Below are 21,899 nucleotides of genomic sequence, written 5' to 3' on the forward strand. Positions count from 1 at the left end.
TCGTCTCCGCTTACGGCCTGTTCGCCGGTTTGCCCACCGCGAGCAAAAGCACGTTTTCCTGGCTGAACTGATCCTTGTCGAGAATGCCCGAGATCTGGCCCTCATGCATGACGGCGATGCGATCGGAGACGCCGATCACCTCTTCCATGTCGGAAGAGATCATCAGCACGGCGACGCCGGCGTCGGCCAATGCCCGCATCAGCCCGTAGATCTCGGCCTTGGCGCCGATATCGATGCCGCGCGTCGGCTCGTCGAGGATCATCACCTTCGGGTTCATGGCCAGCCATTTGCCGAGCACGACCTTCTGCTGGTTGCCGCCCGACAGCGTGCCGGTGCGCGTCTGCACCGAGGGCGCCTTGATGCCGAGGTTTTTCTTCTGCTTCTCGGCGGTGGCGGTCTCGGCGCTTGCGGAGACCAGCGAGCGCCTGGCATGCGCCGGCAGATTGGGGAGTGAAATATTCTGCGCGATCGACAGGTCGAGCAGGATGCCGGTCAGCTTGCGGTCTTCCGGCACAAGGAAGATGCCTTGCGCGACTGCGTCCGCCGCGCTGGCCAGCGTTAACGGCTTGCCGTTGAGCTCCAGCGTGCCGCCAAGGCTGGCTTCGATGCCGAAGAACACCCGCGCCAGTTCGGTTCGGCCGGAGCCGACAAGGCCGGCAAGGCCGAGGATTTCGCCGCGCCTGACGTCGAGATCGACCGGCCGGCTGGGGTAGGTGGGGGTGCGGACGGCCTTGGCCGCAAGCGCCACGGCGCCGGGGGCACGCGCCGCCTCGGAGGCCTTCTCGCGCTCCTTCAGCATGCGGCCGATCATCAGCTTGACCATCTGGTCGTGATTGATGTCGCGCTTGCCGAGCGTCCCGGCCAGCATGCCGTCGCGCAGCACCACAACGCGGTCGGCGACGCGCTCGATCTCATGCAGGCGGTGCGAGATGAAGATGACGCTGATGCCGTCGGCCTTCAGTGCCTTGATGACGTCGAGCAGCTTGTCGGTCTCGGCCAGCGGCAGGCTCGATGTCGGCTCGTCGAGGATCACCAGCCTCGCCTTGATCGACAGCGCCTTGGCGATCTCGACCATCTGCTGCTGCGCCAGCGACAGATCCGCGACCTGCGTGTCGGCGGAGAAGTTGGCGCCGACGCGCTTCAGCAGCGGCGCCACCATGTCGCGCAGTTTCGCGCGGTCGACCAGTCTCAGCGGTCCGGCGCGCAGCGGCTCGCGGCCGAAGAAGATGTTGGCGGCGACGTCGAGGTTTTCGAAGAGGTTGAGTTCCTGGTGGACGAAGGCGATGCCCGAACCCAGGCTCCCCTCCACGCTCAGGCCTTTGTGGGCGGCGCCGTCGACCGTGATGGCGCCGCTATCGGGCGTGGTAACGCCGCCGAGGATCTTCATCAGCGTCGATTTGCCGGCGCCATTCTCGCCGACCAGGCCGATGACCTCGCCCGGCCTGACCTCCATGGAAAACCCGTCGAGCGCCACGACGCCCGGATAGGTCTTGCGCACGTTCTCGAGGCTGAGAAACGGGGTGGTCGCCGCGATGGATGTGTCGGAATAATTCATCATGCCTGACAGCAGCCGGTGGGCCGAAATGCCCATTCTGCAGACTGACGACCCCGGCAGGGTTCGTCAATGCGAACAGCCGGCTCAAGCGAAGTTGAGCCGGCTGAACTGCTTCTGGTCTTAGTTTCCAGCCATCGCCTTGAGATTGGCGGCGTAAGCGTCGACGTCATCCTTGCCGATGATCTTGGTCGGGATGATGATCAAATTGCCGGCCGGGATGCCCGACTTGTCACCCTTGAGATAGGCGGCCATCAGCTTCATGCCCTGATAGGCCCATTCGAAGGGCTGCTGCACGACGGTGGCGGCAATGGTGCCTTCCTTGACGCCGCCCAGCGTGATCGGATCGTCGTCGAAGCCGACGACGGTGATCGAGCCAAGCTTGCCGGCATCGCGCAGCGCTTCATAGATGCGTGGCGTGTTGTAGGAGTAGAAGCCGACCATGCAGGTGACGTCGGGGCTGGCGACCAGCGCGTCCTCGACATTCTTCTTGGCACGAGCCTGGTCAATGTCGTCGCCGCGTACGTCGACGAGTTCGATCTTGGTGCCGGCGAGGCCGTCCTTCATGCCCTGGATGCGCTCCTTGGCATTGTCGGCGCCGAGCAGGCCGACGAAGCCCAGGCACTTGCCGCCGTCCGGCATCGCCTTCTTGGCGATTTCGGCCGCCTGCTTGCCGGCGTCGACATTGGACGAGCCGATATAGGCGACACGCTTGGTCTGCGGGGCGTCGCTATCGGTGGTGAACAGCGCCGTTTGCGAAGCGATCTTGTTCAGGCCATCCGTCGAGGTCTTGGGATCGACGGCCGAGACCATGATGCCCTTGACGCCGGCGGTCACCAGGTCGTCCATCAGCCGCTGCTGGATGGCGACCGAGGATTGTTCGGGATATTTGAGTTCGAGCGTGTAGTCGGGCAGTTCGCCCTGCGCCTTCTTGACGCCGGCTTCGGCCGCTTTCCAGAAGTCGGAAGCGCCGTTGACGACGAAGGCCAGCGTCGGCTTGTCGTCGGCGCGCGCGATTGCCGTCGCCGTCAGGCCGACAGCTAGGGCCGCGGCGGCCACGGATGCATTGCGTATCAAGGATTTCATGTTCAACCTCCCGTTTTGGTCAGTCGTAGGGCTGACCGGACTTGCTCACTGGATTGTCTTGCACACTAAATTTGTCTTGCTCACCTGAATTGCCGTCTGCGGCGTGGACGCCCTCCTCCTCAAGGGGTTCCCGGCAGTGAAAGAATGGCGTCGTTACCAGCCACGGCCACGGACTTTAGAGACTCATTCCTCGTTCGTAAATAGTCCGATTTGTCTGACATATCACATATCTGAGACATGGTTTGCGGAAGTCATATCCGCCCCCCATCGGGCCATTCACAGACACTTCCATCGCAGCCGGACCAATGGGGGCCGGAGGCGATGGATTGACGGTATAGCGCATCATTGTATTAGTAAACACTATTAGCAAACGACCGTTCCGGTGGCGCTCTGGTGTCACGGCCGAATCGGTTTGCCGACGCGGGGATGGCTGATCCCACGCAGCGGGGGCTTTGCGACCTCTGGTTTTGCGAGGGCTCGAGCCTGTATGGCGGGAGTGGGCCTAAGGATGGTAATAGTTATTAGTTCGGTCGATGCGCATGTGAATCGGAAGCGTCGCCTCATCTTGTCGGCCCGGCGGGCTACAGCTAGACAGGCTGGGAATTTGGGGGCGGCATGAGCGAGACGACGGACCAGGCCATCAGGAAGCGCCGCAAGGCGGCGGCAAAGCCCAAGGGCCGCGTCACCATGACCGACATCGCACGCGCCGCCGGCTGCTCGCAGGCGACGGTTTCCTTCGTGCTCAACAATTCACCTGGCATTCGCCTGTCCCGGCAGACTCGGGAGCGGGTGATCGAGGCGGCGCGCGCGCTTGGCTACAGCGCCCCCGCCTTCTCCGCGCTGAAGCCCGTTGCGGCTTTCGAGGGGGCTTTTGATGGCCCCGCCTTCGACGGACTCGACGGCGTGATCGGCTTCGCCGTCGACCAGCTCGCCACCAGCCCGGAAGCGGTGGTCGCCATCGAAGGCGCGCGCCAGGCCTCGTGGAATGCCGGCAACGTGCTTCTGGTGGCGCAGACCATGGGCGACGCCGTGATGGAGCCGCGCGCCATCTCGGCGCTGACCAGGCGCGGCATTTCGGCATTGATCTACATGACCATCTTCACCCGCGAAATCACGGCGCCCGATTTCCTCTACGGCCTCGACATCCCGGTCATCCTGCTCAACTGCTACACGGCGGACTATGCATTCCCCGCCGTGGTGCCCTCCGAAATCGCCGGCGGCCAGAGCTCGACGCGACACCTGATCAGCCACGGCCACCGCCGCATCGCCACCATCACGGGCGAACCCTGGATGCAGGCAGCACAGGACCGGCTGAAAGGCTACCGCCGCGCGCTCGCCACCGCCGACATCCCCTTCGACCCCGAACTGGTGGTCGAGGGCGACTGGTCGGCCAGCGCCGGCTACGCCGCGACAGTGAAGCTCTTGGCCCTGAAGGACCGCCCGACCGCCATCTTCTGCCAGAACGACCGCACCGCGATCGGCTGCTACGAAGCCCTGAAGGAAGCCGGCCTGCACATTCCCGCCGACATCTCGGTCGTTGGCTATGACGACGAGGAAATCGCCCGGCATTTGTTCCCGCCGCTGACGACGTCGATCCTTCCGCACATGGCCATGGGCCAATGGGCGATCGAGCAGCTGGAAGCGCCTGCGATAGTGGGGCGGGGGCGATATCCAATCACCAAGCTGGAATGCCCGCTGGTGGAGCGCGAGAGCGTGGCGGCATTCAAGGGTGTCGCATAAAGAGCCGGACTTTTCCTCCCGCACTCGGAGGCAGGCGTCCGCCGTGCGCTCCCCTGCCTTGGCTTCATCCTGATAGAGGTCTAGCCTGCGCCCGCAGCCAAGGGAGGCGCATATGACGTCGAGTTTCACCGTTCATGACGCGTCCGGCTATGAGCAACTCATGGGCCGCTGGAGCCGAAAGCTCGCGCCCAGCTTCATCGGTTTCGCCGGGTTCGCCCCTGGCGAAAAGATCCTCGACGTCGGCTGCGGCACCGGCAGCCTGACGTTCGAACTGGCGAAATCCGCCGACCTCGCGGCGATCGCGGCCATCGACTTTTCGCCTGTTTTCGTCGAGGCCGCAAAGCGACGCAACACCGATCCGCGCATCGAGATATCGCAGGCCGACGCCACCGCCTTGCCGTTCGCCGACCATGCGTTCGACCGCGCGCTGGCGCTGCTGGTGCTTCACTTCGTGCCGGAAGCCGGCAAGGCGGTTGCCGAAATGCGCCGGGTGACGCGGCCGGGCGGCGTGGTCGCGGCCGTGGTGTGGGACCATCTCGGCGGCATGGCGGGCATGCGCATGATGATCGACACGGTCGCCGCGCTCAGCGAGAGCGGGCGCCAGCTGCGCGGCCGCTATTGCTTCCAGCCGATGATGCAGCCCGGCGAAATGAAGCGGACCTTCATCGAGCAGGGGCTGGCCGACGTGACCGAAACCGAGCTGATGATCCGCATGGATTACCAGGACTTCGCCGATTACTGGACGCCGATTTCAGCCGGCGAGGGCTCGCTCGGCAAATACGTGACCACGCTGGAGGCAGCCGAGCGCGAGCGCACCGAGGCTGCCGTCCGCGATGCCTATCAGGCCGGGCGACCGGACGGCCCGAGGTCGTTCGCCAATGTCGCCTGGGCGTGCAGGGGCGTGGCGCCCTGACCACCCAGGCGGCGAAGCGCCTTTGAACCGCGATCAGGCCTGCCGAGCAACCAGATCGGCATAGCGCTGCAGGTAAAGCGGCCAGCCCTGATCGCCGGCGACGCTGTCGCGCACACCTTCCCAGCCCTGGCCATGGCGCTCCAGGTTGCGGTGCTCGATCTCGACGCGGGTACGCCCAGCCGTTTCGGCGGTGAACCGCACTTCCCACTCGCTGGTCTTGGCCGGATCGGTCTCGATGCGCCATTGCGGGCTGATGTCCCAGCTCAGGAGCACGCGGTTGGGGGGCTCATAGGCCAGCACGCGCGCCCAGCGGCACTCGCTGCCGTCGACGCCGCGGTCATAGACGTGGCCGCCGACGCGAGGCTCGAACACCGTCTCGGCGATCTGGGCTGCAAGCAGGTTATGCTCGGGCGGTTTGAAACTGCCGAAATCCTCGGTGAAGACCTTGAAGGCGCGCTCGATCGGCGCCTCGACGACGACGGATTGTTTCACGGAGGCGATGGGGATCTGGGTGTTCATGGTCACTCCTCTGGTGGGGTCTCGACGGCCAGCTTGTAGGCCGCGAGCGTCTTGCTCCAGAACCGGTCGAGCCAGGCGCGCATCTGGCCCAGCCCGTGCGGATCGATGTGGTAGACGTTGCTGGCGCCCTTCGGCTCCGCGCGCACCAGCCGCGAGTCGCGAAGCACCTTGAGATGCTGCGACACCGCGGACTGCGACACGCTGACCTGCCGCGTGACCTCCGCCACCGAGCGCGGACGCTCCGCGATCAGCTCGAAAATCTGCCTTCGGGTCGGATCGCCCAGGGCGGCAAGCTGTGCGCTATCAACAGTCATGACTTATGATTAGTGCAGGCTGATGGTTGAGTCAAGTGACGGTGCCAGCGGCCAGGTGGCGGCGGGGAAATTTCTAACGAGATAGAGGTTACACTTCATTACGGTGGAAGGAGTTGCGCCAAGGTGGAAATCCGCCAAGGCATGAGACTGGCCGCGCCGTCTATCCCTTGCGTTCTTCAAGGCTGTTGCCGCCATCGACCACCAGCAAGGCGCCGTTGATATAGCTGGCGCTCTCGGAAGCCAGGAACACGACCGCCGCCGCGACCTCGTCGGGCCGGCCGGCGCGGCCCGGCGGCGCATGCAGGGCCGCCATCCGCTCCGCCTCGCTCGACGCGCCGGTTTCGATCCAGCCGGGCGCGACGGCATTGGCGGTGACCCCGTGGCGCGCCGCTTCCAGCGCCAATGTCCGGGTCAGGCCGACCATGCCGGCCTTCGCCGCGGAATAGGCGGCGGTGCCCTGGTAGGAGACCAGCGGCCCGGTCACCGACGCGACGTTGACGATGCGCCCATACCCCGTTTCGACCATCGCCGGCAGAAACGCCCTGGTGACGAGAAACGCGGTCTTCAGGCTGGTCTCGATGCCCCGGTCCCACTCGGCCTCGCTCATCGCCAGGAACGTCTTGTCCACGGACGGCGACGCCAGCGATCCCATGCCGGCATTGTTGACCAGGATATCGACAGCGCCGACCTCGGCCCGCAGCCGCTCCACCTCCGTCGCGATGGTAAGATCGGCGACTGCAGCCGTGGCATCGACGCCATCGCCGCGAAGCTCGCCAGCGCGCTCCAGCACCCGCGCGCTGGCGCCGGTCAGGAAAACCGCATGCCCGGCCCGGCCAAACTGCCGCGCAATGGCAAAGCCGATGCCGTCGGCAGCGCCTGCGCCGGTGATCAGGACACGCCTGGTGGTGGTTGTCTTGGCCAAGTCAGACTCCAAAACCCGTTCGGGTCAGAAGTGTTACCCATGTCTCCGGTATAAACCGTAACCTATGTGTCCGGAACGGACCTTGGAAGCATGGCGCACCCGACAGGATTCGAACCTGTGACCTCTGCCTTCGGAGGGCAGCGCTCTATCCAGCTGAGCTACGGGTGCTTTCAGGGCGAAGAGCCCGGAAAACGAACCAGCCGGCGAACCGGCAAGTCACGGCTTCTTAGCGGAAGCGGGCGCGGGCTTCAACGGGCAATTGGCGGCGTTGCGAACTTGGCTTGATGCGTCTGGGCCTCGCGTACGGCATCCTGCCCTTCGCAGGCTCAGGGCGTTCGAAGCTCGAAAGGCCAAGCAGTTGGCTTTTCGTCCGCTACACGGACCACTCCTCACCCCTTCACTGCTCTACCGGGCTCTTCACCGGCCGCCGCCCGCGCACCGCCCGCTTTGCCTTCTTGGCGCTCGCCAGCTCATGCATGGCGTCGAGCTGCATCTGCTGCATCTCGGCCAGCCGTGTCCATTGCCGCGAGATGAGGTAGTCGAGCTTTTCGTGCAGGTGGCGGACTTCCAGTTCGGCCTTGAGGTTGACGCGGTAGTCGTTGAAGGAGCGCAGCCGATCCTTGGCCTCCGTCCGTCTCTGGCTCATCATGATGATCGGCGCCTGGACGGCGGCGATGCAGGAGAGCAGCAGGTTGAGCAGGATGAAGGGGTAGGGGTCGAAGGCGCCCGCCATGCCCGCGATCAGGTTGATGCCGATCCACACCAGGAGCACACTGGCGAACGAGATCAGGAACCACCAGCTGCCGCCGAATGCGGCCATGTTGTCGGAAACGCGGTCGGCGAAGGAGCGGTGCTCCTCGAATTCTTCTTCACTGTTCTCCGAGATCGTGTCCTGCCGGGCGATCGATTCCACCACCTGGCGGTCGAGCTCGGAGAATTCGCCGTGCTCCTGCTGTAAGAGCTCCTCCATGTAGCGCATGCGGTAGCGGCCGAGCTCCTCGCGGCTGATGCGCGCGCCCTTGGGCAGGTCGGGGTGGTCCGAATGAATGCGGTCGGCGAGGCTCGGGCGCAGCGTGTCGATGCGCACAAGGTCGCGCTTGCGGAATTTGCGGCCCGAGATCGCCGATGGCTTTTTCTTCGGCTTCAGCCGTGATGCGCCGGGGCCTGACGGTTCGGAGTCCGGCACTTCGGGCGTGTCGAAATGCTCGTCGGAAACCTCGTGCAAATCCTCTTGCGTGGTCGGCGCCTCGAAATACTCGCCGCCGCTGTCGTTCTCATTGTCGGCCGACGTCTGCTCGGATGCCTTGGGAACGGTGCTCATGATGGGCTCCTGCGCTGTAAGTTAGGATACGCTGAGGCGACGGCGCTTATCCACTGTCGGATTTCGCAGCCTATGCCACGTCTTCCGCACGATTGCGTGACAGTCGCAAGATGGTAGCCGGCTGTGAGGTTTTTACAGTGACCAAGGCACGACTTGGGTCGGCGTCCGCCCAAGGCCGGACCGTGTCTTCACCGTTCATCGTTCAAAAAGCCAGGCAAGTGGCTTTTTGTCCGCTGCGCGGATCACGCCTCACTTCACTGCTGTTCGGCGAACATCAGCCTGGTCTTGGTGTCGGCCATGGTGGGCGACAGGCTGCGCTGGATCAGCGCTTCGACATGGTCGTTGCGCTGGCGGGCACTGTCGGCGCCCATCACCACCACGATCAGCTGGCGGCCGTCGGCATCGTAGGAGGTGACGATGTTGAAGCCGGAAGCCCTGATATAGCCTGTCTTGATGCCGTTCACGCCGCGCACGCGGCCGAGCATGTCATTATGGCCGCGCACCAGCCGGCCGCGAAACATGAAGTCGCTTTCGGAGAAATAATGGAAGTGCTGCGGGAAGCGCCGCTGCAGCGACATGCCGAGCACCGCCATGTCGTGGGCGGTCGTCATCTGGCCGTCGTCGGGCAGGCCCGATGCGTTGCGGAAGGTGGTGCTGCTCATGCCGAGCTGGCGCGCCTTGGATGTCATCATGGCGGCGAACTGGTCTTCAGAGCCGCCGAGATATTCGCCCACCGCCACCGCCACGTCATTGGCCGATTTGACGACGATGGCGCGGATGGCGGAATCGACATCGATCGTCTCCCCGCGCCGGAAACGCATCTTGGTTGGCGGCTGCGAGGCGGCGTGGTCGGAAACCGGGATCTGCGTTTCCTTGGTGACGCGGCCGGTCTCCATCGCCTCGAACAGCAGATAGAGCGTCATCATCTTGGTCAGCGAGGCCGGATAACGCTGCGCCGTCGAATTGACCTCGAACAGCTGCTTGCCGCTCTTTCCGTCGACCACGATGGCCGCGTATTTCTGCGGCGGCGCCGGCACGGCCAGAACGCTGTCGGGCGGGGCCGTGGTCGAGCAGCCGGCCGTCAGGGCCGCCAGGGCCAGGACAGCCAGGATTTTCTGGAAGAGCGGAAAGAGACGCGGCAAGGACAAGGGCTGGACTGTTCTGGCGATGCTGTTGCTGAGATAAGGCGAAGCTAACGTAACGCGGCGGGTGCGTCCATTTGGTTAATGCCGGTTAGCCCCGGGAATGTCGAGTGCCGGCGCGACCTGTTTCCCCACCCGCCAAAGCGGGGAAGAGGAACCAGGCCTTGCCACCGCCCCGAAATCGCCCGTTTCCTGTCTTTCCTTGCCAAAGCAGCGTTTCCCGTGGGAAGGAGCGTGGCATCTGGCGGCAGGGGGGCTCGCAAATGGCTGACATTGGGGCTGGCGCCGCGCCGTCATTGATCAGGGCGTCGCTCAGCCGCACCGGCAAATGGGCCGGCAGCATCGCCTTCATCGGCGGCGCCGTTTCCGACATCCTCAACCCGCTGGCGCCGTTCGCCGCCTATATCGCGCTGGCTGCCTCGATCGCGGCCGTCATCATCGCCATTGCCATCGTGCTCAGGCTCGTGCTGGCGGCCAAGGCGCTGCCGGCGCTGGTGTTCGCCACCAGTGCGGCGGCGGTTGCCGGCGGCGTCTACGCCGTGCAGAAAGAGACCAATTCGCAGAGCGGCATCATCGCCAGCCTGGTGCCGGCGATCGCGCAACTGCAGCAGTCGATGGGCATCGTCGCCGAAAAGGTGGCCAGGATCGAGCAGACGGTCACGCAAACCCAGAAGACCGTCGAAGAGGTCAAGAAATCGACCGACACGGTTGCCCAGAAAACCGATCAGATCGCCTCCGCCCAGCAGCAGCAAGCGGCCCAAGGCGCCGCGACGCAAAGGACCGTCGAAGCGGTCAAGCAAACCACCGAGACACTCGTGGGCGGCCAGCAGCAGCAAGTGGCCCAGGCCGAAAAGCTTCAGGCGACGACTGAGCAGATCGCCGCCTCGATCGACACGATAGCCAAGGGGTTTGCCACCTTGGCCGCGCAAGGCGGCGCCATCGCCGAGCCGAAGCGGCCGGACGAGTTCTACCACAATGCCCGCGTCTACGAGCTCTCGGGCGACATGCTCAACGCGCGGCGCTCCTACCTCGCCTTTGCCGGCTTCGATGTCGACGCCATCGACCCCTATACGCGCTTTGCCACACTTCTGCGGGTCCAGGATGGCAAGGCCGGCGCCCGCGAGGTGTTCGGCCAGCTCGCGGAGAAAGCCAAGGCGCCATCGATCAAGCTCGTCCACCTGCTGCAGTTCGACGATACCCAGCGGCTCGACAAGCTCAACGCCTTCATCGCGGCCAATCCGGACTATGCGCCGGCCTATTTCCTGTTGGCGCAGGAGTTCTCGGAGGATCGGCTCGGCAGCCAGACGCTGGCCGATAAGCGCAGCGAAGCCCAGGCGCTGACCAAGTTCGTCTCTTACGAGAAGGATGGCGGGCTGCTGGGATATTTCGTCGACCAGACCCAGCTTGCCGACTGGCTGGACCGCGGCCGCAGCCGGCTGGCGGCCCTTGGCGACGTGCTCGACCCCGCCCGCTTCGCGCCGTCGCTGACGCCGATGCGTTCCAACCAGGGCTGGTCGATGACCATTTCGCTGCCCGAGCCGGCGACCGCGATATCCTGGCGTCTTGGCGGCACCGGCCCCTTCACCGACACCGGCTTGCTGGCGCTCAACGACCAGCGAACCGGCAAGCCGGTGCCCAATCCGAGCTTCGAATTGCCCGACAGCACGGCGCAGACCACGATCGCGATCAAATATCTCGACATCAGGGGGCGCGAGACTGGCCCGTTCGACATAGGCTTCGACCCGGATGCCGCCCTGCAACAGGGCAACAAGCAGATCCTCGACCAGTTCTGGACCTCATGGATCGCCTTTGACGCCAGCGGCAATCATGGACTGGTCTATTTCACGCAGATGCTGTCCTACCGCTGCGCCATCAAGGAAGTGCATTACAGCCTGAATGGTGCCGCGCTCGACAAGACCCTTCCCATGCCGCCCTGCAATGCCAGGGACCCCTACGCCATCCCCGATGATTTCCAGCCCTATTTCAAGGTCGCCGAAAGCGTGACCTCGATGTCGGTGCAGGTGACCTATACCGATGGGACGAAATCGCCGGTGCGGGGCTACAAGCGGCAATAGGGCTGGCATTTTCCGACGAAGCGAGCGCAAAACCGATGCAAAATACGCGCCCGCGCGCTTGCGCGGTGCGCCGAACGGGTTCTTCTTGGCATCCGTCGGATTCGGGTGAGAGATCCATGGATACAGTCACGATCAACGCCAAGGGCATTTCGGTTTCGCTCGACCTCACGGTTGGCCACATCGCCGACATGGTCATCGAGAGCGGCGCGCGCCGGTTGAAGCCGCTGCACCGTGCACCCTGGGTCGACGCGGGCGAGACGCTGCCTCCAGACCTGCCGCGAGGCACCGTCAGGCTCTCCGGCGACTTTCTGTGCGCGCCGTTTTCGCGCAGCGATGTCGAGGAGGCGCCGCTGCATGGCTGGCCGGCCAACAGCGCCTGGGATGTGGTCGACAGCGGCGCCACGGATGGCGGCTGGCGCGCGGTCTTCCGGCTGCGCCATAAGGTGATGGGCGCCAGCGTCGACAAGATTTTCACGCTGCGCGACGGCCATCCTTTCCTCTACCAGGAACATGTGTTTTCCGGCGGGTCCGGCGCGATCTCGGTCGCCCATCACCCGATGACGGCAATGAAAGGCGGCGGCAGGCTGGCTTTCTCGCCGAAGCGGTTTGCCGCCACGCCAGCCGACCCGCTGGAGCCGGACCCCGTGCGCGGCCGCTTCATGCTGGCCTACCCCGGTCGGTCGTCGGACCTCGGGCATTTCCCTGCTGCCGGCGGCGGCACGCTCGATCTGGCGGATTACCGCATGGATGACCGGCGCGAGGATTTCCTCACCCTGGTCGAGGCCGACCATGGCGGGCCGGGCTGGACCGCGCTGGCGCGCCAGGCCGAGGACGATTTGGTGCTGGTGCTGAAGAACCCGGCCGAACTGCCTGTTACCATGCTCTGGTTCAGCAATGGCGGGCGCGATTACGCGCCGTGGAGCGGCCGCCATCTCGGCGTGCTCGGCATCGAGGATGGGCGCACCGCGGTCGGCCACGCCGCCTCGCTGGGCGACAACTGGCTGAAGCGCGAGGGCGTGGCGACCGCGTTCGCGCTCGGCCAGGATCGCGGCGTCTCGTTCCGCCATGTCATCGGTGCGTTGCCCCTGTCGGGTGGCGAGCCTCCGCGCGCGATCACCACGGCGGGTGGCCACCTGCGGTTGGCTGGCGCCGCGGCATCGGAGGTCCCGTTCGATAGCGAATTTCTGCGTATCGGCCAGCCAGCGGCGCGCTGAAGACAAAGCCGTAACGGACTAATCGCAGTCGCCACTGCTGACTCCACAACCGGTCGCTCTAAATCGTGCAAATCGCGGTTTGAAATTTCAAGCGACCGCCGACAAGATGCGTCCAAAATCTGCGGAAGGAGCCGAAAAATGTCCGAAATCGCCCACCTCGCCGCCACCATCTTCAAGCGTGCCGGCAAGGCAAATCGCTTCATCGTCGCCATTGCCGGGCCGCCGGGCGCCGGCAAGTCGACACTGTCGGCAAGCCTGCATGACCTTTTGCCGGAAGGCGCGGTGGAGGTCGTGCCCATGGACGGCTTCCACTATGACGACATCGTGCTCGAGCGGCGCGGTCTGCGGGCGCGAAAGGGCGCGCCCGACACGTTCGACTTTGGCGGCTTCGAGACGCTTTTGAAGCGCATCCGCGCCGGCGAGGCCGAGATTGCCATTCCGGTGTTCGACCGCGGCATGGAATTGTCGCGCGCCGCCGCGGCGATTGTCGGCGCCGAGACCAAGTTCATCCTGGTGGAAGGCAATTACCTGCTGCTCGACGAGGAGCCGTGGTTGCGCCTGGCGCCGCTGTTCGATTTCTCGATCTTCGTCGACGTGCCGCGCAACGAGCTCGAACGCCGCCTGATGGAACGTTGGCACGAGCATGGACGTTCCGAGGCGGATGCGCGCGCCTGGATCGCCTCCAACGACATGCCCAACATCGAACGCGTGCTTGCGCGGCGCCGGGCGGCCGACCTGGTCTTTGGTCAACCCGGTTAATTTTCAGTATTTTTCGGCGGGAACCTTAAGACTTACAACGCGTTATCCCAATCAGGCAATCATGCCAGAAGAGGGATTCCGTCCGATGGCAACAAACGCAAAAAAGCCCGCCAGGGGCAAGTCGGCACAACCGAGGGCGCAGTCGACGGCCGGGGCTGGCCCGGCGATCGCCCAGCGCTCCAAGGATGCGAAGGCCTTCGGCAAGGCGGCGCCGAAAAAAGTCGTGCCAGGGTCGAAAGCGACCGTGCCGAAAGCGGCCGCCAAGCCCGCCCAGGCGAAGAAGCCGGCCCCAGCCGGCGGCTCGAAAGCAGGCGGCGGCTCGAAGGTTCGCACCGCGGCCAATGTCGCCGCTGGCGCGGTCGTGGCCACGGCGCGTGGCGTGGCATCCCTTGCCGCCTCCGTGGTCGGCAGGGGCGGACCCAAGGCGAAAGCAAAGTAGGCCGCTCTTCCCGTGGGCTGACGGGTTCAGCCTCGCGCCGGAATGGTCAGGCCTTTCTGCACCGCCGGCCGCGCCAGGCCGCGCTCCAGCCAGGCTGCCAGATTGGCGAAATCGTCGAAGCCGACCAGATCGCGGGCTTCGTAGAAGCCGATCAGGTTGCGCACCCAGCCGAGCAGCGAGATGTCGGCGATGGTGTAGTCATTGTCCATGATCCACTTGCGGCCCTTCAGCCTGACGTCGAGAACGCCGAGCAGGCGGCGCGATTCGTCGCGGTAGCGCTCCAGCGGCCGCTTGTCGGCGATCTCGCGGCCGGCGAATTTGTGGAAGAACCCGACCTGGCCGAACATCGGCCCAATCGCCGCCATCTGGAAGAAGACCCACTGGATCGTCTCGTAGCGCCGCGCCGCGTCGACAGGCATGAGCAGGCCGGTCTTTTCCGCCAGGTAGAGGAGGATCGCACCGGATTCGAACAGGCCGATCGGCGCACCGTCCGGTCCGTCGGGATCGATGATCGCCGGGATCTTGCCGTTGGGATTGAGCGACAGGAATTCCGGGGTCCAGCTCTCGTTCTTGCCGATGTTGATCAGGTGCGGCTCATAGGGCAGGCCGATTTCCTCCAGCGCGATCGAGATCTTCACGCCGTTCGGCGTCGTTGCCGAATAGAGCTGGATCTGGTCCGGATGCTTGGCCGGCCAGCGGCTTGCGATCGGAAAGGCGGACAGGTCGGCCATCGGGAACTCCTGAGCGGGGGGATGCGCACCAAGCGGTGCGATATTGGCGGATCGGCCAAGAATTAGGGCTGCGGCGAGGCCGGATCAATATGGCGGCGCCGCTTTCACCACGCACGGACAGTCACCCAATTCGGACCGCGCGAACGGTGGTGACCGCGCGGCCAGGTGGTGACCGCCCGGCCGGTGGTAACCGCCCGGGGTCAGATTGCCTTGAAGGCCAGCACGGCATTGGTGCCGCCAAAGGCAAAGCCATTGCTGATGGCGGCGCGCACCTTGCGCTCGCGCGCGACATTCGGCGTCACGTCGAGATCGCAGTCGGGATCGGCCTCGCGGTAATTCGCCGTTGGCGGCACAACGCCTTCGCGGATCGCCATGACGCAGGCGATCATCTCCAGCCCGCCCGAGGCGCCGAGGCAATGCGCGTGCATCGACTTGGTCGAGGAGACGGATAGCGCGCGCGCATGGTCGCCGAAGACGCGCTTGATCGCGAGGGTTTCGATCTGGTCGTTGGCCTTGGTGCCGGTGCCGTGCGCGTTAAGGTAGTCGATGTCTTCGGGATTGAGCCCGGCATCCGCCAGGCAGAAGCGCATCGCCGCTTCCGGCCCCTCGACGGTCGGCGCGACGATATCGGAGGCATCGGCCGAAAGGCCGGCGCCGGCGATTTCAGCCAAAATGGTGGCGCCGCGTGCCATCGCATGGTCGTAGCTTTCCAGAACCGCCATGCCGGCGCCTTCGCCCAGCACCAGCCCCTGGCGGTCGGCCGAGAACGGCCTGCATGTGTCGGGCGAAAGCACACGCAGCGCCTCCCAGCCCTTCAGCACGCCCCACACCAGCGGCGCATCGGTGCCCCCGGCCACCATCACGTCGGCGCGCCCGAGCCTGATCTGGTCGACCGCCGATGCGATGGCATGATTGGCCGACGAACAGGCCGAAGTGACGCCGAACACCGGTCCGCGCAAACCCAGATGCATGCTGACCTGACCGGCGGCGGCGCCCGGCATCACTCTTGGAACGGTGAAGATACCGGCGCGATTCTTGCCCTCGAGCAGGATGGCGCGATAATTCTCCTCGACGGTCTCGAAGCCGCAGACGCCAACACCGACAATGGTTCCCATCCGATAGGTGTTGTCCGCATGCGGGACCAATCCGGACTGCCGCATGGCTTCTTTCGCCGCGAGCACCGCCAGCAGGCTGAAGCGATCCATCGACACCAGTTGCTTGCGCTCGATGCCGTGATCCGGCAGGGCTTTGATCTCGCAGCCGGTCTTGACCTTCAGGTCGTGCAGGAAGGGGTTGTCGATCGGGCCAATCGCCGACCGGCCGGCCCGCATCTCGGCCCAGATTGCCTGCGCATCGGTGCCCAATCCGCACAGTCCACCGATGCCGGTAATGACGACGCGCTTCAGCATTCGGTCAGGCTTTTTTCGCGATCAGCGCGCGAACGGCCTCGACCATGTCGCCGACGTTCTTCAGGTTGCTCCAGGCGTCGACCGTGTTCATCTCGATCTCGATGCCATATTGCTCCTCGAGGTCGAAGATGATCTCGGTCAGCTCCAGCGAATGGATGCCGAGCGCCGTCAATTCGGTTGTGGTGGTGATGTCCTCGCCGCCCGGCTCGGCATGGGCCTTGATCTTCTCGATGATGTCCGCTGCCAGCTGGTCAGCCATTCGGTTTCTTCCCCACTGTGTCGTTTCCCGACGCCAACTGAACGGCGCCTTCTTGTCCTCGATATCAGGCCGCGATCTTCGCCTTATCCCTCCGCCAAGCGTCGCCTGATCGTACCAAGGTGGTTCCCTCTATAGAAACGGAAACGCCATCAAGCAACAAGCTATATGTCGACAAAAGCGCCACAGTGCTTAACCTGACGGCGTGGATACGATCGAAAATACCAAGTTTTCAGGTCAGCTGGCCCAGCGCGCGGCGGGCAAGGCGCGGCTAGGTTGCGCCAGCATTGACGGCCGCACGCGGCTGCGGCGCCTCTATCAGGACGGCTCCGCCAAGATAAGGCTGCCGTATGTTTCGGCCGGCCCGCTGGAGGCCGTCCTGATCAACACCGCCGGCGGGCTGACCGGCGGCGACCGCCTCGGCTGGGATGTCGATGTCGGCCCGCATGCCAGCGCGGGGATAACGACCCAGGCCTGCGAAAAAGTCTATCGCGCCGCATCGGACCATGCCGAAGTCCGGGTCAGGCTGACCGTCGGAGAGAACGGCAGCATCGCCTGGCTGCCGCAGGAAACCATCGTCTTCGATCGCGCCGCGTTTGTCCGTACGTTGGACGTCGAGCTTGCCGCGGGGGCCGAGGCGCTGGTGCTGGAAGCGGCCGTCTTCGGCCGCCTGGCCATGGGCGAACGTGCCACACAGGGCACTTTTCGCGACCGCTGGCGTATCCGCAGGGAAGGAACCCTCATCCACGCCGAGGATTTCCGCATCGGACCTGATATCGCCGACATCATGGCCCGTCCGGCGATAGCAAATGGCGCGATCGCCGTGGCTACGCTGCTGCTGGTGTCGCCGCGCGCGGAAGCCCTGCTCGATCAGGCCAGGGAGATCATTGGCGACCGGGGCGGCGCCAGCGTCTGGACCGTGAAGACATCTGGCAAGCTTCTTGCGAGGCTTTACGCCGGGGACGGCTACCAGCTGCGCCAGCGGCTGGTCCCGCTCGTCGGATTGCTCAACGGAAAAGCGGGGCTGCCCAAATTATGGTCACTGTGACTGTGTCCGCATCACTTCAGGAAGACGCATGAACCTGACGCCAAGGGAAAAGGACAAGCTGCTGATCGCCATGGCGGCGATCGTGGCGCGTAAGCGGCTGGAGCGCGGCGTCAAGCTCAATCATCCGGAAGCGATCGCGCTGATCACCGATTTCGTCGTCGAGGGCGCCCGCGATGGTCGCCCGGTGGCCGAGTTGATGGAGGCCGGCGCCCATGTCGTCAGCCGCGCTCAGGTGATGGAAGGCATCGCCGAGATGATCCATGACGTACAGGTGGAAGCGACCTTTCCCGACGGCACCAAGCTGGTGACCGTGCACGAACCGATCCGGTGAGGAGACAGACATGCTTGAACTGCGCCCGAACTGTGAATGCTGTGACAAGGATCTGCCGCCGGAAGCGACGGATGCGCGGATCTGCACCTTCGAGTGCACCTTTTGCGCCGGCTGCGTCGAAAGCGTGCTTGGCGGCGTCTGCCCAAATTGCGGCGGCAATTTTACGGCCCGGCCGATCCGCCCCGCCGCGATGCAGAAGAAACATCCGGCTTCGACCAAACGCGTGCTCAAGGCCGAGGGCTGTGGCCCCCGCAAGGCCGCGTGACACCGCAAAACGAAAGGCAAGTAAAATGATCCCTGTCAAACGCCTGTGCCTCTCGGCGATCCTGCTCGTGGCGGCGGCCATGCCTGCCTACGCCCATGTCGGCACCGGCACGACCTCCTCCGCCATGGCCGGCTTCACGCATCCGCTGTCGGGCCTCGACCACATGACGGTGATGCTCGCCGTCGGTCTGTGGGCAGCCCTCAAGGGCGGCAAGGCGATCTGGGTCTGGCCGGCGGCGTTCGTCGGCGTCATGCTGGGTGGCGCGGCCCTGGGCATGGCCCATGTGCCGCTGCCCTTCGTCGAGCCGGGTATACTGGCCTCCGTCGTGGCGCTCGGCCTGCTGGTGGCGCTGGCGGTCGATCTGCCTGTTTCGGCCGGTGTCGCCATCATCGGCCTGTTCGCGCTGTTGCACGGCCATGCCCATGGCACGGACGTGCCGGAAAATGCCGGCGGCCTCGAATATATGGCCGGTTTTGCCGTCGCCACCGTGCTGCTCCATGCGATCGGCATCGCCGTCGGGCTTGGCCTCGGCATGAGGTCCCGCGGCGTGGCCCGCGTCATGGGCGCCGCCTGCGCGGCGATCGGCATCGGCCTCGCCTTCGGCGTCGTGTGAGGACCCATGATCCCAGGCGAAATCATCCCCGTTCAAGGCGACATCGAGCTCAACAAGGGTCTGCCGACCGTCATCCTGAAAGTGGCCAACAGTGGGGACCGACCGGTCCAGGTCGGCAGCCACTATCATTTCTACGAAACCAATGAGGCGCTGAAATTCGATCGTGAACGGGCGCGCGGCATGCGCCTCGACATCGCCGCCGGCACCGCAACGCGCTTCGAGCCGGGGCAGGAACGGGACGTCACGCTGGTGCCGCTTGGCGGCAAGCGTGAAATCCATGGCTTCCAGCAGAAGGTGATGGGCAAGCTGTGAGGGCTTCTTATGCGTGGCCGGCAAGGCCAGCGCGCGCAAGCGCTGCGTGGGGCTCAGCCCGAGGGCTTGGCGGCCGCATAGATGACGATCTTTCCCGGATCGTCGAACTCCACGGCGAGAACGTCCTGTGCAAGGACGCGCCGCGAATCGAGGGCATTGAAAAGCAGGGCGTTGGCCTCGATCTCCTTGCGCAGCTCAGTGACATCGTCCTGATGCTGCCGAACCTTGTTCTCGATGGCTGGCGGCGGGCCGCCTTCGCTGCGCGCCGCGTCGGTGAGGAACACGATATCGACCTTGTCGAGCTTGGACGTCTTGCGCACCGTGCTGATGTTTTCGCGCGTGCGGTCGATCGCCGAACTGACTTTTCCGATTTCAGCGGTCGTCTTGGCCTCTTCCTGGTTAACTTGCGATCCGACGATGCGGTCGACGGTCTCGGGACTTTCCAGGCCCTGCGCGTTGAGCGCCGCCCGCGGGACACTCGCCGCCAGAAACGCAGCCGCGGCAATGACATGCAACCATCGCGCATGGCATCGGGGATCGGGCAGGGTGGTGAGGGTCATCGTTCGCTTTCGCAGTTTGCTTCAAGGCCTTTGAAACGAAACGTCCCCAGCCCTGTCACGGTTCCCTCTCCGGTTCGGTGGGCGGACCGGATACCGGCCCGCCGCGCCGGTTCGTCAGCTGGCTTTCTTGGTGATCAGGGTCAGCGCGCCGTTCGGCTCCATGCTGGCCGCGACCACCTGGGCCGACGTCATGCCCTTGGCCTGGAGGGCGGATTTCACCTTGGGGGTGGCATCGATCGAACTGCGCAATTTCTGCAGGCCGGCATCGCCACGCTGGGCAATGACCTGGTTGACCTGCGTCTGGGTGTCCTTCGGCAACTCGCTGATGTCGATCACGTTGACGCTCTGGATCGCCGGCGCGGCCTGCTGACCGCCGGGCGCGGCTGGAGCCGGCGTAGTCGGGGCGGGCTGTTGCGCGGGCTGCTGCTGGGCGCTGGCGGCACCCGCCAGCATCAGGCTGGCGGCGGCTGCAAGAATTATCGCTTTGCGCATGGATTTTCCTTCCATCGATTTGGCAAACGGTCGTTTTGGGGTGACCCTTCCACCTCAACCGCCAAATGGGTCCGGAAGGTGTCGCCCAGCGGGTCATTGCGTGACCATTGGAGGGCGGCAATGTGCAGCCCGGCTTTACCAACACCGCATTTCGGGAGCAACCGCTGATGGCCAGACTAACGCGTGCCGCCTACGCCCAGATGTATGGCCCGACGGTCGGCGACAAGGTGCGGCTTGCCGACACCGAACTCTTCATCGAGGTCGAGAAGGATTTCACCATCCATGGCGAGGAGGTGAAATTCGGCGGCGGCAAGGTCATTCGCGACGGCATGGGTCAGAGCCAGGTTTCCCGTGCCCAAGGTGCGGTCGACACCGTCATCACCAATGCGCTGGTGATCGATGCCAGCGCCGGCATTTTCAAGGCCGATATAGGTTTAAGGGATGGCCGCATCGCGGCCATCGGCAAGGCCGGCAATCCGGACACGCAGGACGGCGTCACCATCATCATCGGCCCCGGCACGGAAATCATCGCCGGCGAGGGCAAGATCCTGACCCCGGGCGGCTTCGACGCGCATATCCACTTCATCTGCCCGCAGCAGATCGAGGAAGCGCTTATGTCGGGCATCACCACCATGCTCGGCGGCGGGACCGGTCCGGCGCATGGCACGCTGGCAACGACCTGCACACCGGGGCCGTGGCACATGGCACGCATGATCCAGTCCTTCGACGCCTTCCCGATGAATATCGGCCTGTCGGGCAAGGGCAATGCCTCGCTGCCGGCCGCGCTCGAGGAGATGGTGCTGGGCGGCGCCTGCTCGCTCAAGCTGCACGAGGACTGGGGCACGACGCCGGCGGCGATCGACTGCTGCCTGTCGGTGGCCGACGATTACGATGTCCAGGTGATGATCCACACCGACACGCTCAACGAGAGCGGCTTTGTCGAGAACACGGTGGCGGCGATCAAGGGCCGCACCATCCATGCCTTCCACACCGAGGGCGCCGGTGGCGGCCATGCGCCCGATATCATCAAGGTCTGCGGCCTGCCCAACGTCATCCCGTCCTCGACAAACCCGACGCGGCCTTACACAGTCAACACGCTCGCCGAGCATCTCGACATGCTGATGGTCTGCCACCACCTGTCGCCGTCGATCCCCGAGGACATCGCCTTTGCCGAAAGCCGCATCCGCAAGGAGACCATCGCGGCCGAGGACATCCTGCACGACATCGGCGCCTTCTCGATCATCTCGTCGGACAGCCAGGCCATGGGCCGGGTCGGCGAGGTGGCGATCCGCACCTGGCAGACGGCCGACAAGATGAAGCGTCAGCGCGGGTCATTGCCTCAGGAGACGGGCGACAACGACAATTTCCGCGTCCGCCGCTACATCGCCAAATACACCATCAATCCGGCCATCGCGCACGGCCTGTCGAAGGACATCGGCTCGATCGCGGTCGGCAAACGCGCCGATCTGGTGCTGTGGAACCCGGCCTTCTTCGGCGTCAAGCCGGACATGGTGCTGATCGGCGGCATGATCGCGGCCGCCCCGATGGGCGACCCCAACGCCTCGATCCCGACGCCGCAGCCGATGCACTACCGGCCGATGTTCGGCGCCTATGGCAAAGCCCGGACCAATTCGTCGGTGACCTTCGTTTCGAAGGCCGCGCTCGAGTCCGGTTTGCACGGCCGGCTCGGCGTCGACAAGCAGTTCGTCGCCGTCGAAAACACGCGCGGCGGCATCGGCAAGCACTCGATGGTGCTCAACGACGCCACGCCGCATATCGAGGTCGATCCGGAAACCTACGAAGTTCGCGCCGATGGCGAACTCTTGACCTGCGAGCCAGCGACCGTGCTGCCGATGGCGCAAAGGTACTTTCTGTTTTGAGACGTT

General features: G+C 64.8%; 24 protein-coding genes and 1 tRNA gene. 12 read left to right on the forward strand and 13 right to left on the reverse strand.

Annotated elements, in window-relative coordinates:
- Positions 1 to 10 precede the first annotated feature (10 nt).
- Together LB516_RS24720 and LB516_RS24725 are read right to left on the reverse strand one after the other, a co-directional pair.
- Entirely contained in the window at positions 11 to 1,555 is a 1,545-nt protein-coding gene (locus LB516_RS24720; RefSeq protein ID WP_015314545.1) for a sugar ABC transporter ATP-binding protein, read from the reverse strand.
- A gap of 120 nt (positions 1,556 to 1,675) precedes the next feature.
- Positions 1,676 to 2,638 (reverse strand): sugar-binding protein, encoded by a 963-nt coding sequence (locus tag LB516_RS24725; protein WP_015314544.1) that lies wholly within the window; start codon positions 2,636 to 2,638, stop codon positions 1,676 to 1,678.
- A 615-nt stretch (positions 2,639 to 3,253) separates the two neighbouring features.
- Between LB516_RS24725 and LB516_RS24730 the strand changes: the two genes are divergently transcribed.
- Together LB516_RS24730 and LB516_RS24735 are read left to right on the forward strand one after the other, a co-directional pair.
- The gene (locus LB516_RS24730; RefSeq protein ID WP_181172844.1) at positions 3,254 to 4,378 is read left to right on the forward strand and encodes a LacI family DNA-binding transcriptional regulator; all 1,125 of its coding nucleotides are present in this window, start codon (positions 3,254 to 3,256) and stop codon (positions 4,376 to 4,378) included.
- A gap of 112 nt (positions 4,379 to 4,490) precedes the next feature.
- Positions 4,491 to 5,291, forward strand: a complete 801-nt coding sequence (locus LB516_RS24735) for a class I SAM-dependent methyltransferase (RefSeq protein WP_015314542.1) — start codon at positions 4,491 to 4,493, stop codon at positions 5,289 to 5,291.
- Positions 5,292 to 5,324: 33 nt separating this feature from the next.
- Here the strand turns inward: LB516_RS24735 and LB516_RS24740 are convergent, their stop codons facing one another.
- From LB516_RS24740 to LB516_RS24765, 6 genes are all read right to left on the reverse strand, one after another.
- On the reverse strand, positions 5,325 to 5,810 hold the full coding sequence (locus LB516_RS24740; RefSeq protein ID WP_015314541.1) for an SRPBCC family protein: 486 nt from the start codon (positions 5,808 to 5,810) through the stop codon (positions 5,325 to 5,327).
- A gap of 2 nt (positions 5,811 to 5,812) precedes the next feature.
- The gene (locus LB516_RS24745; protein WP_015314540.1) at positions 5,813 to 6,124 is read right to left on the reverse strand and encodes an ArsR/SmtB family transcription factor; all 312 of its coding nucleotides are present in this window, start codon (positions 6,122 to 6,124) and stop codon (positions 5,813 to 5,815) included.
- 160 nt (positions 6,125 to 6,284) lie between these two features.
- A complete protein-coding gene (locus LB516_RS24750; RefSeq protein ID WP_224720522.1) occupies positions 6,285 to 7,046 on the reverse strand; it encodes an SDR family oxidoreductase in 762 nt (253 codons plus the stop codon).
- A 91-nt stretch (positions 7,047 to 7,137) separates the two neighbouring features.
- Positions 7,138 to 7,214, reverse strand: a tRNA-Arg gene (locus LB516_RS24755).
- Between the two features lie 229 nt (positions 7,215 to 7,443).
- On the reverse strand, positions 7,444 to 8,367 hold the full coding sequence (locus LB516_RS24760; RefSeq protein ID WP_224720523.1) for a DUF1003 domain-containing protein: 924 nt from the start codon (positions 8,365 to 8,367) through the stop codon (positions 7,444 to 7,446).
- Positions 8,368 to 8,621: 254 nt separating this feature from the next.
- Positions 8,622 to 9,515 (reverse strand): D-alanyl-D-alanine carboxypeptidase family protein, encoded by an 894-nt coding sequence (locus LB516_RS24765; protein ID WP_041163258.1) that lies wholly within the window; start codon positions 9,513 to 9,515, stop codon positions 8,622 to 8,624.
- Positions 9,516 to 9,772: 257 nt separating this feature from the next.
- Here LB516_RS24765 and LB516_RS24770 point away from each other — a divergent pair, with 257 nt between their 5' ends.
- The 4 genes from LB516_RS24770 to LB516_RS24785 all read left to right on the forward strand — a co-directional run bounded on the left by LB516_RS24770 (position 9,773) and on the right by LB516_RS24785 (position 13,996).
- Entirely contained in the window at positions 9,773 to 11,584 is a 1,812-nt protein-coding gene (locus LB516_RS24770) for a methyl-accepting chemotaxis protein (RefSeq protein ID WP_224720524.1), read from the forward strand.
- Between the two features lie 116 nt (positions 11,585 to 11,700).
- Complete coding sequence (locus LB516_RS24775; RefSeq protein WP_224720525.1) at positions 11,701 to 12,798, forward strand: hypothetical protein; 1,098 nt, start codon at positions 11,701 to 11,703, stop codon at positions 12,796 to 12,798.
- Between the two features lie 138 nt (positions 12,799 to 12,936).
- Positions 12,937 to 13,557, forward strand: coding sequence for a nucleoside triphosphate hydrolase (locus LB516_RS24780; protein ID WP_015314516.1), 621 nt, complete (start codon positions 12,937 to 12,939; stop codon positions 13,555 to 13,557).
- Between the two features lie 85 nt (positions 13,558 to 13,642).
- Positions 13,643 to 13,996: a hypothetical protein gene (locus LB516_RS24785; RefSeq protein ID WP_224525186.1), complete on the forward strand. Its 354-nt coding sequence runs from the start codon at positions 13,643 to 13,645 to the stop codon at positions 13,994 to 13,996.
- Between the two features lie 26 nt (positions 13,997 to 14,022).
- Here the strand turns inward: LB516_RS24785 and LB516_RS24790 are convergent, their stop codons facing one another.
- The 3 genes from LB516_RS24790 to LB516_RS24800 all read right to left on the reverse strand — a co-directional run bounded on the left by LB516_RS24790 (position 14,023) and on the right by LB516_RS24800 (position 16,395).
- The gene (locus tag LB516_RS24790; RefSeq protein WP_140615337.1) at positions 14,023 to 14,727 is read right to left on the reverse strand and encodes a glutathione S-transferase family protein; all 705 of its coding nucleotides are present in this window, start codon (positions 14,725 to 14,727) and stop codon (positions 14,023 to 14,025) included.
- 200 nt (positions 14,728 to 14,927) lie between these two features.
- Positions 14,928 to 16,136: a beta-ketoacyl-[acyl-carrier-protein] synthase family protein gene (locus LB516_RS24795; protein WP_015314513.1), complete on the reverse strand. Its 1,209-nt coding sequence runs from the start codon at positions 16,134 to 16,136 to the stop codon at positions 14,928 to 14,930.
- A gap of 4 nt (positions 16,137 to 16,140) precedes the next feature.
- On the reverse strand, positions 16,141 to 16,395 hold the full coding sequence (locus tag LB516_RS24800) for an acyl carrier protein (RefSeq protein WP_140711797.1): 255 nt from the start codon (positions 16,393 to 16,395) through the stop codon (positions 16,141 to 16,143).
- Between the two features lie 202 nt (positions 16,396 to 16,597).
- Between LB516_RS24800 and LB516_RS24805 the strand changes: the two genes are divergently transcribed.
- Genes LB516_RS24805 through LB516_RS24825 form a run of 5 tightly spaced genes read left to right on the forward strand, consistent with a single transcriptional unit; the run spans position 16,598 to position 18,961 of the window.
- Positions 16,598 to 17,440: an urease accessory protein UreD gene (locus LB516_RS24805; protein ID WP_140711795.1), complete on the forward strand. Its 843-nt coding sequence runs from the start codon at positions 16,598 to 16,600 to the stop codon at positions 17,438 to 17,440.
- A gap of 28 nt (positions 17,441 to 17,468) precedes the next feature.
- Complete coding sequence (locus LB516_RS24810) at positions 17,469 to 17,771, forward strand: urease subunit gamma (protein WP_015314510.1); 303 nt, start codon at positions 17,469 to 17,471, stop codon at positions 17,769 to 17,771.
- A 10-nt stretch (positions 17,772 to 17,781) separates the two neighbouring features.
- A complete protein-coding gene (locus LB516_RS24815) occupies positions 17,782 to 18,036 on the forward strand; it encodes a DUF1272 domain-containing protein (RefSeq protein ID WP_224525190.1) in 255 nt (84 codons plus the stop codon).
- A 25-nt stretch (positions 18,037 to 18,061) separates the two neighbouring features.
- Complete coding sequence (locus tag LB516_RS24820) at positions 18,062 to 18,649, forward strand: HupE/UreJ family protein (protein ID WP_224720526.1); 588 nt, start codon at positions 18,062 to 18,064, stop codon at positions 18,647 to 18,649.
- 6 nt (positions 18,650 to 18,655) lie between these two features.
- Complete coding sequence (locus tag LB516_RS24825) at positions 18,656 to 18,961, forward strand: urease subunit beta (protein ID WP_015314507.1); 306 nt, start codon at positions 18,656 to 18,658, stop codon at positions 18,959 to 18,961.
- Positions 18,962 to 19,014: 53 nt separating this feature from the next.
- Here the strand turns inward: LB516_RS24825 and LB516_RS24830 are convergent, their stop codons facing one another.
- Both LB516_RS24830 and LB516_RS24835 read right to left on the reverse strand, forming a co-directional pair.
- Positions 19,015 to 19,521: a hypothetical protein gene (locus tag LB516_RS24830; RefSeq protein WP_140660195.1), complete on the reverse strand. Its 507-nt coding sequence runs from the start codon at positions 19,519 to 19,521 to the stop codon at positions 19,015 to 19,017.
- 114 nt (positions 19,522 to 19,635) lie between these two features.
- Entirely contained in the window at positions 19,636 to 20,013 is a 378-nt protein-coding gene (locus LB516_RS24835) for a hypothetical protein (RefSeq protein WP_140615327.1), read from the reverse strand.
- Positions 20,014 to 20,180: 167 nt separating this feature from the next.
- Here LB516_RS24835 and ureC point away from each other — a divergent pair, with 167 nt between their 5' ends.
- Positions 20,181 to 21,893 (forward strand): urease subunit alpha, encoded by a 1,713-nt coding sequence (gene ureC / locus LB516_RS24840; protein WP_041163593.1) that lies wholly within the window; start codon positions 20,181 to 20,183, stop codon positions 21,891 to 21,893.
- Positions 21,894 to 21,899 lie beyond the last annotated feature (6 nt).

Source organism: Mesorhizobium sp. CO1-1-7 (assembly GCF_020164885.1).
GTDB lineage: Bacteria > Pseudomonadota > Alphaproteobacteria > Rhizobiales > Rhizobiaceae > Mesorhizobium > Mesorhizobium australicum.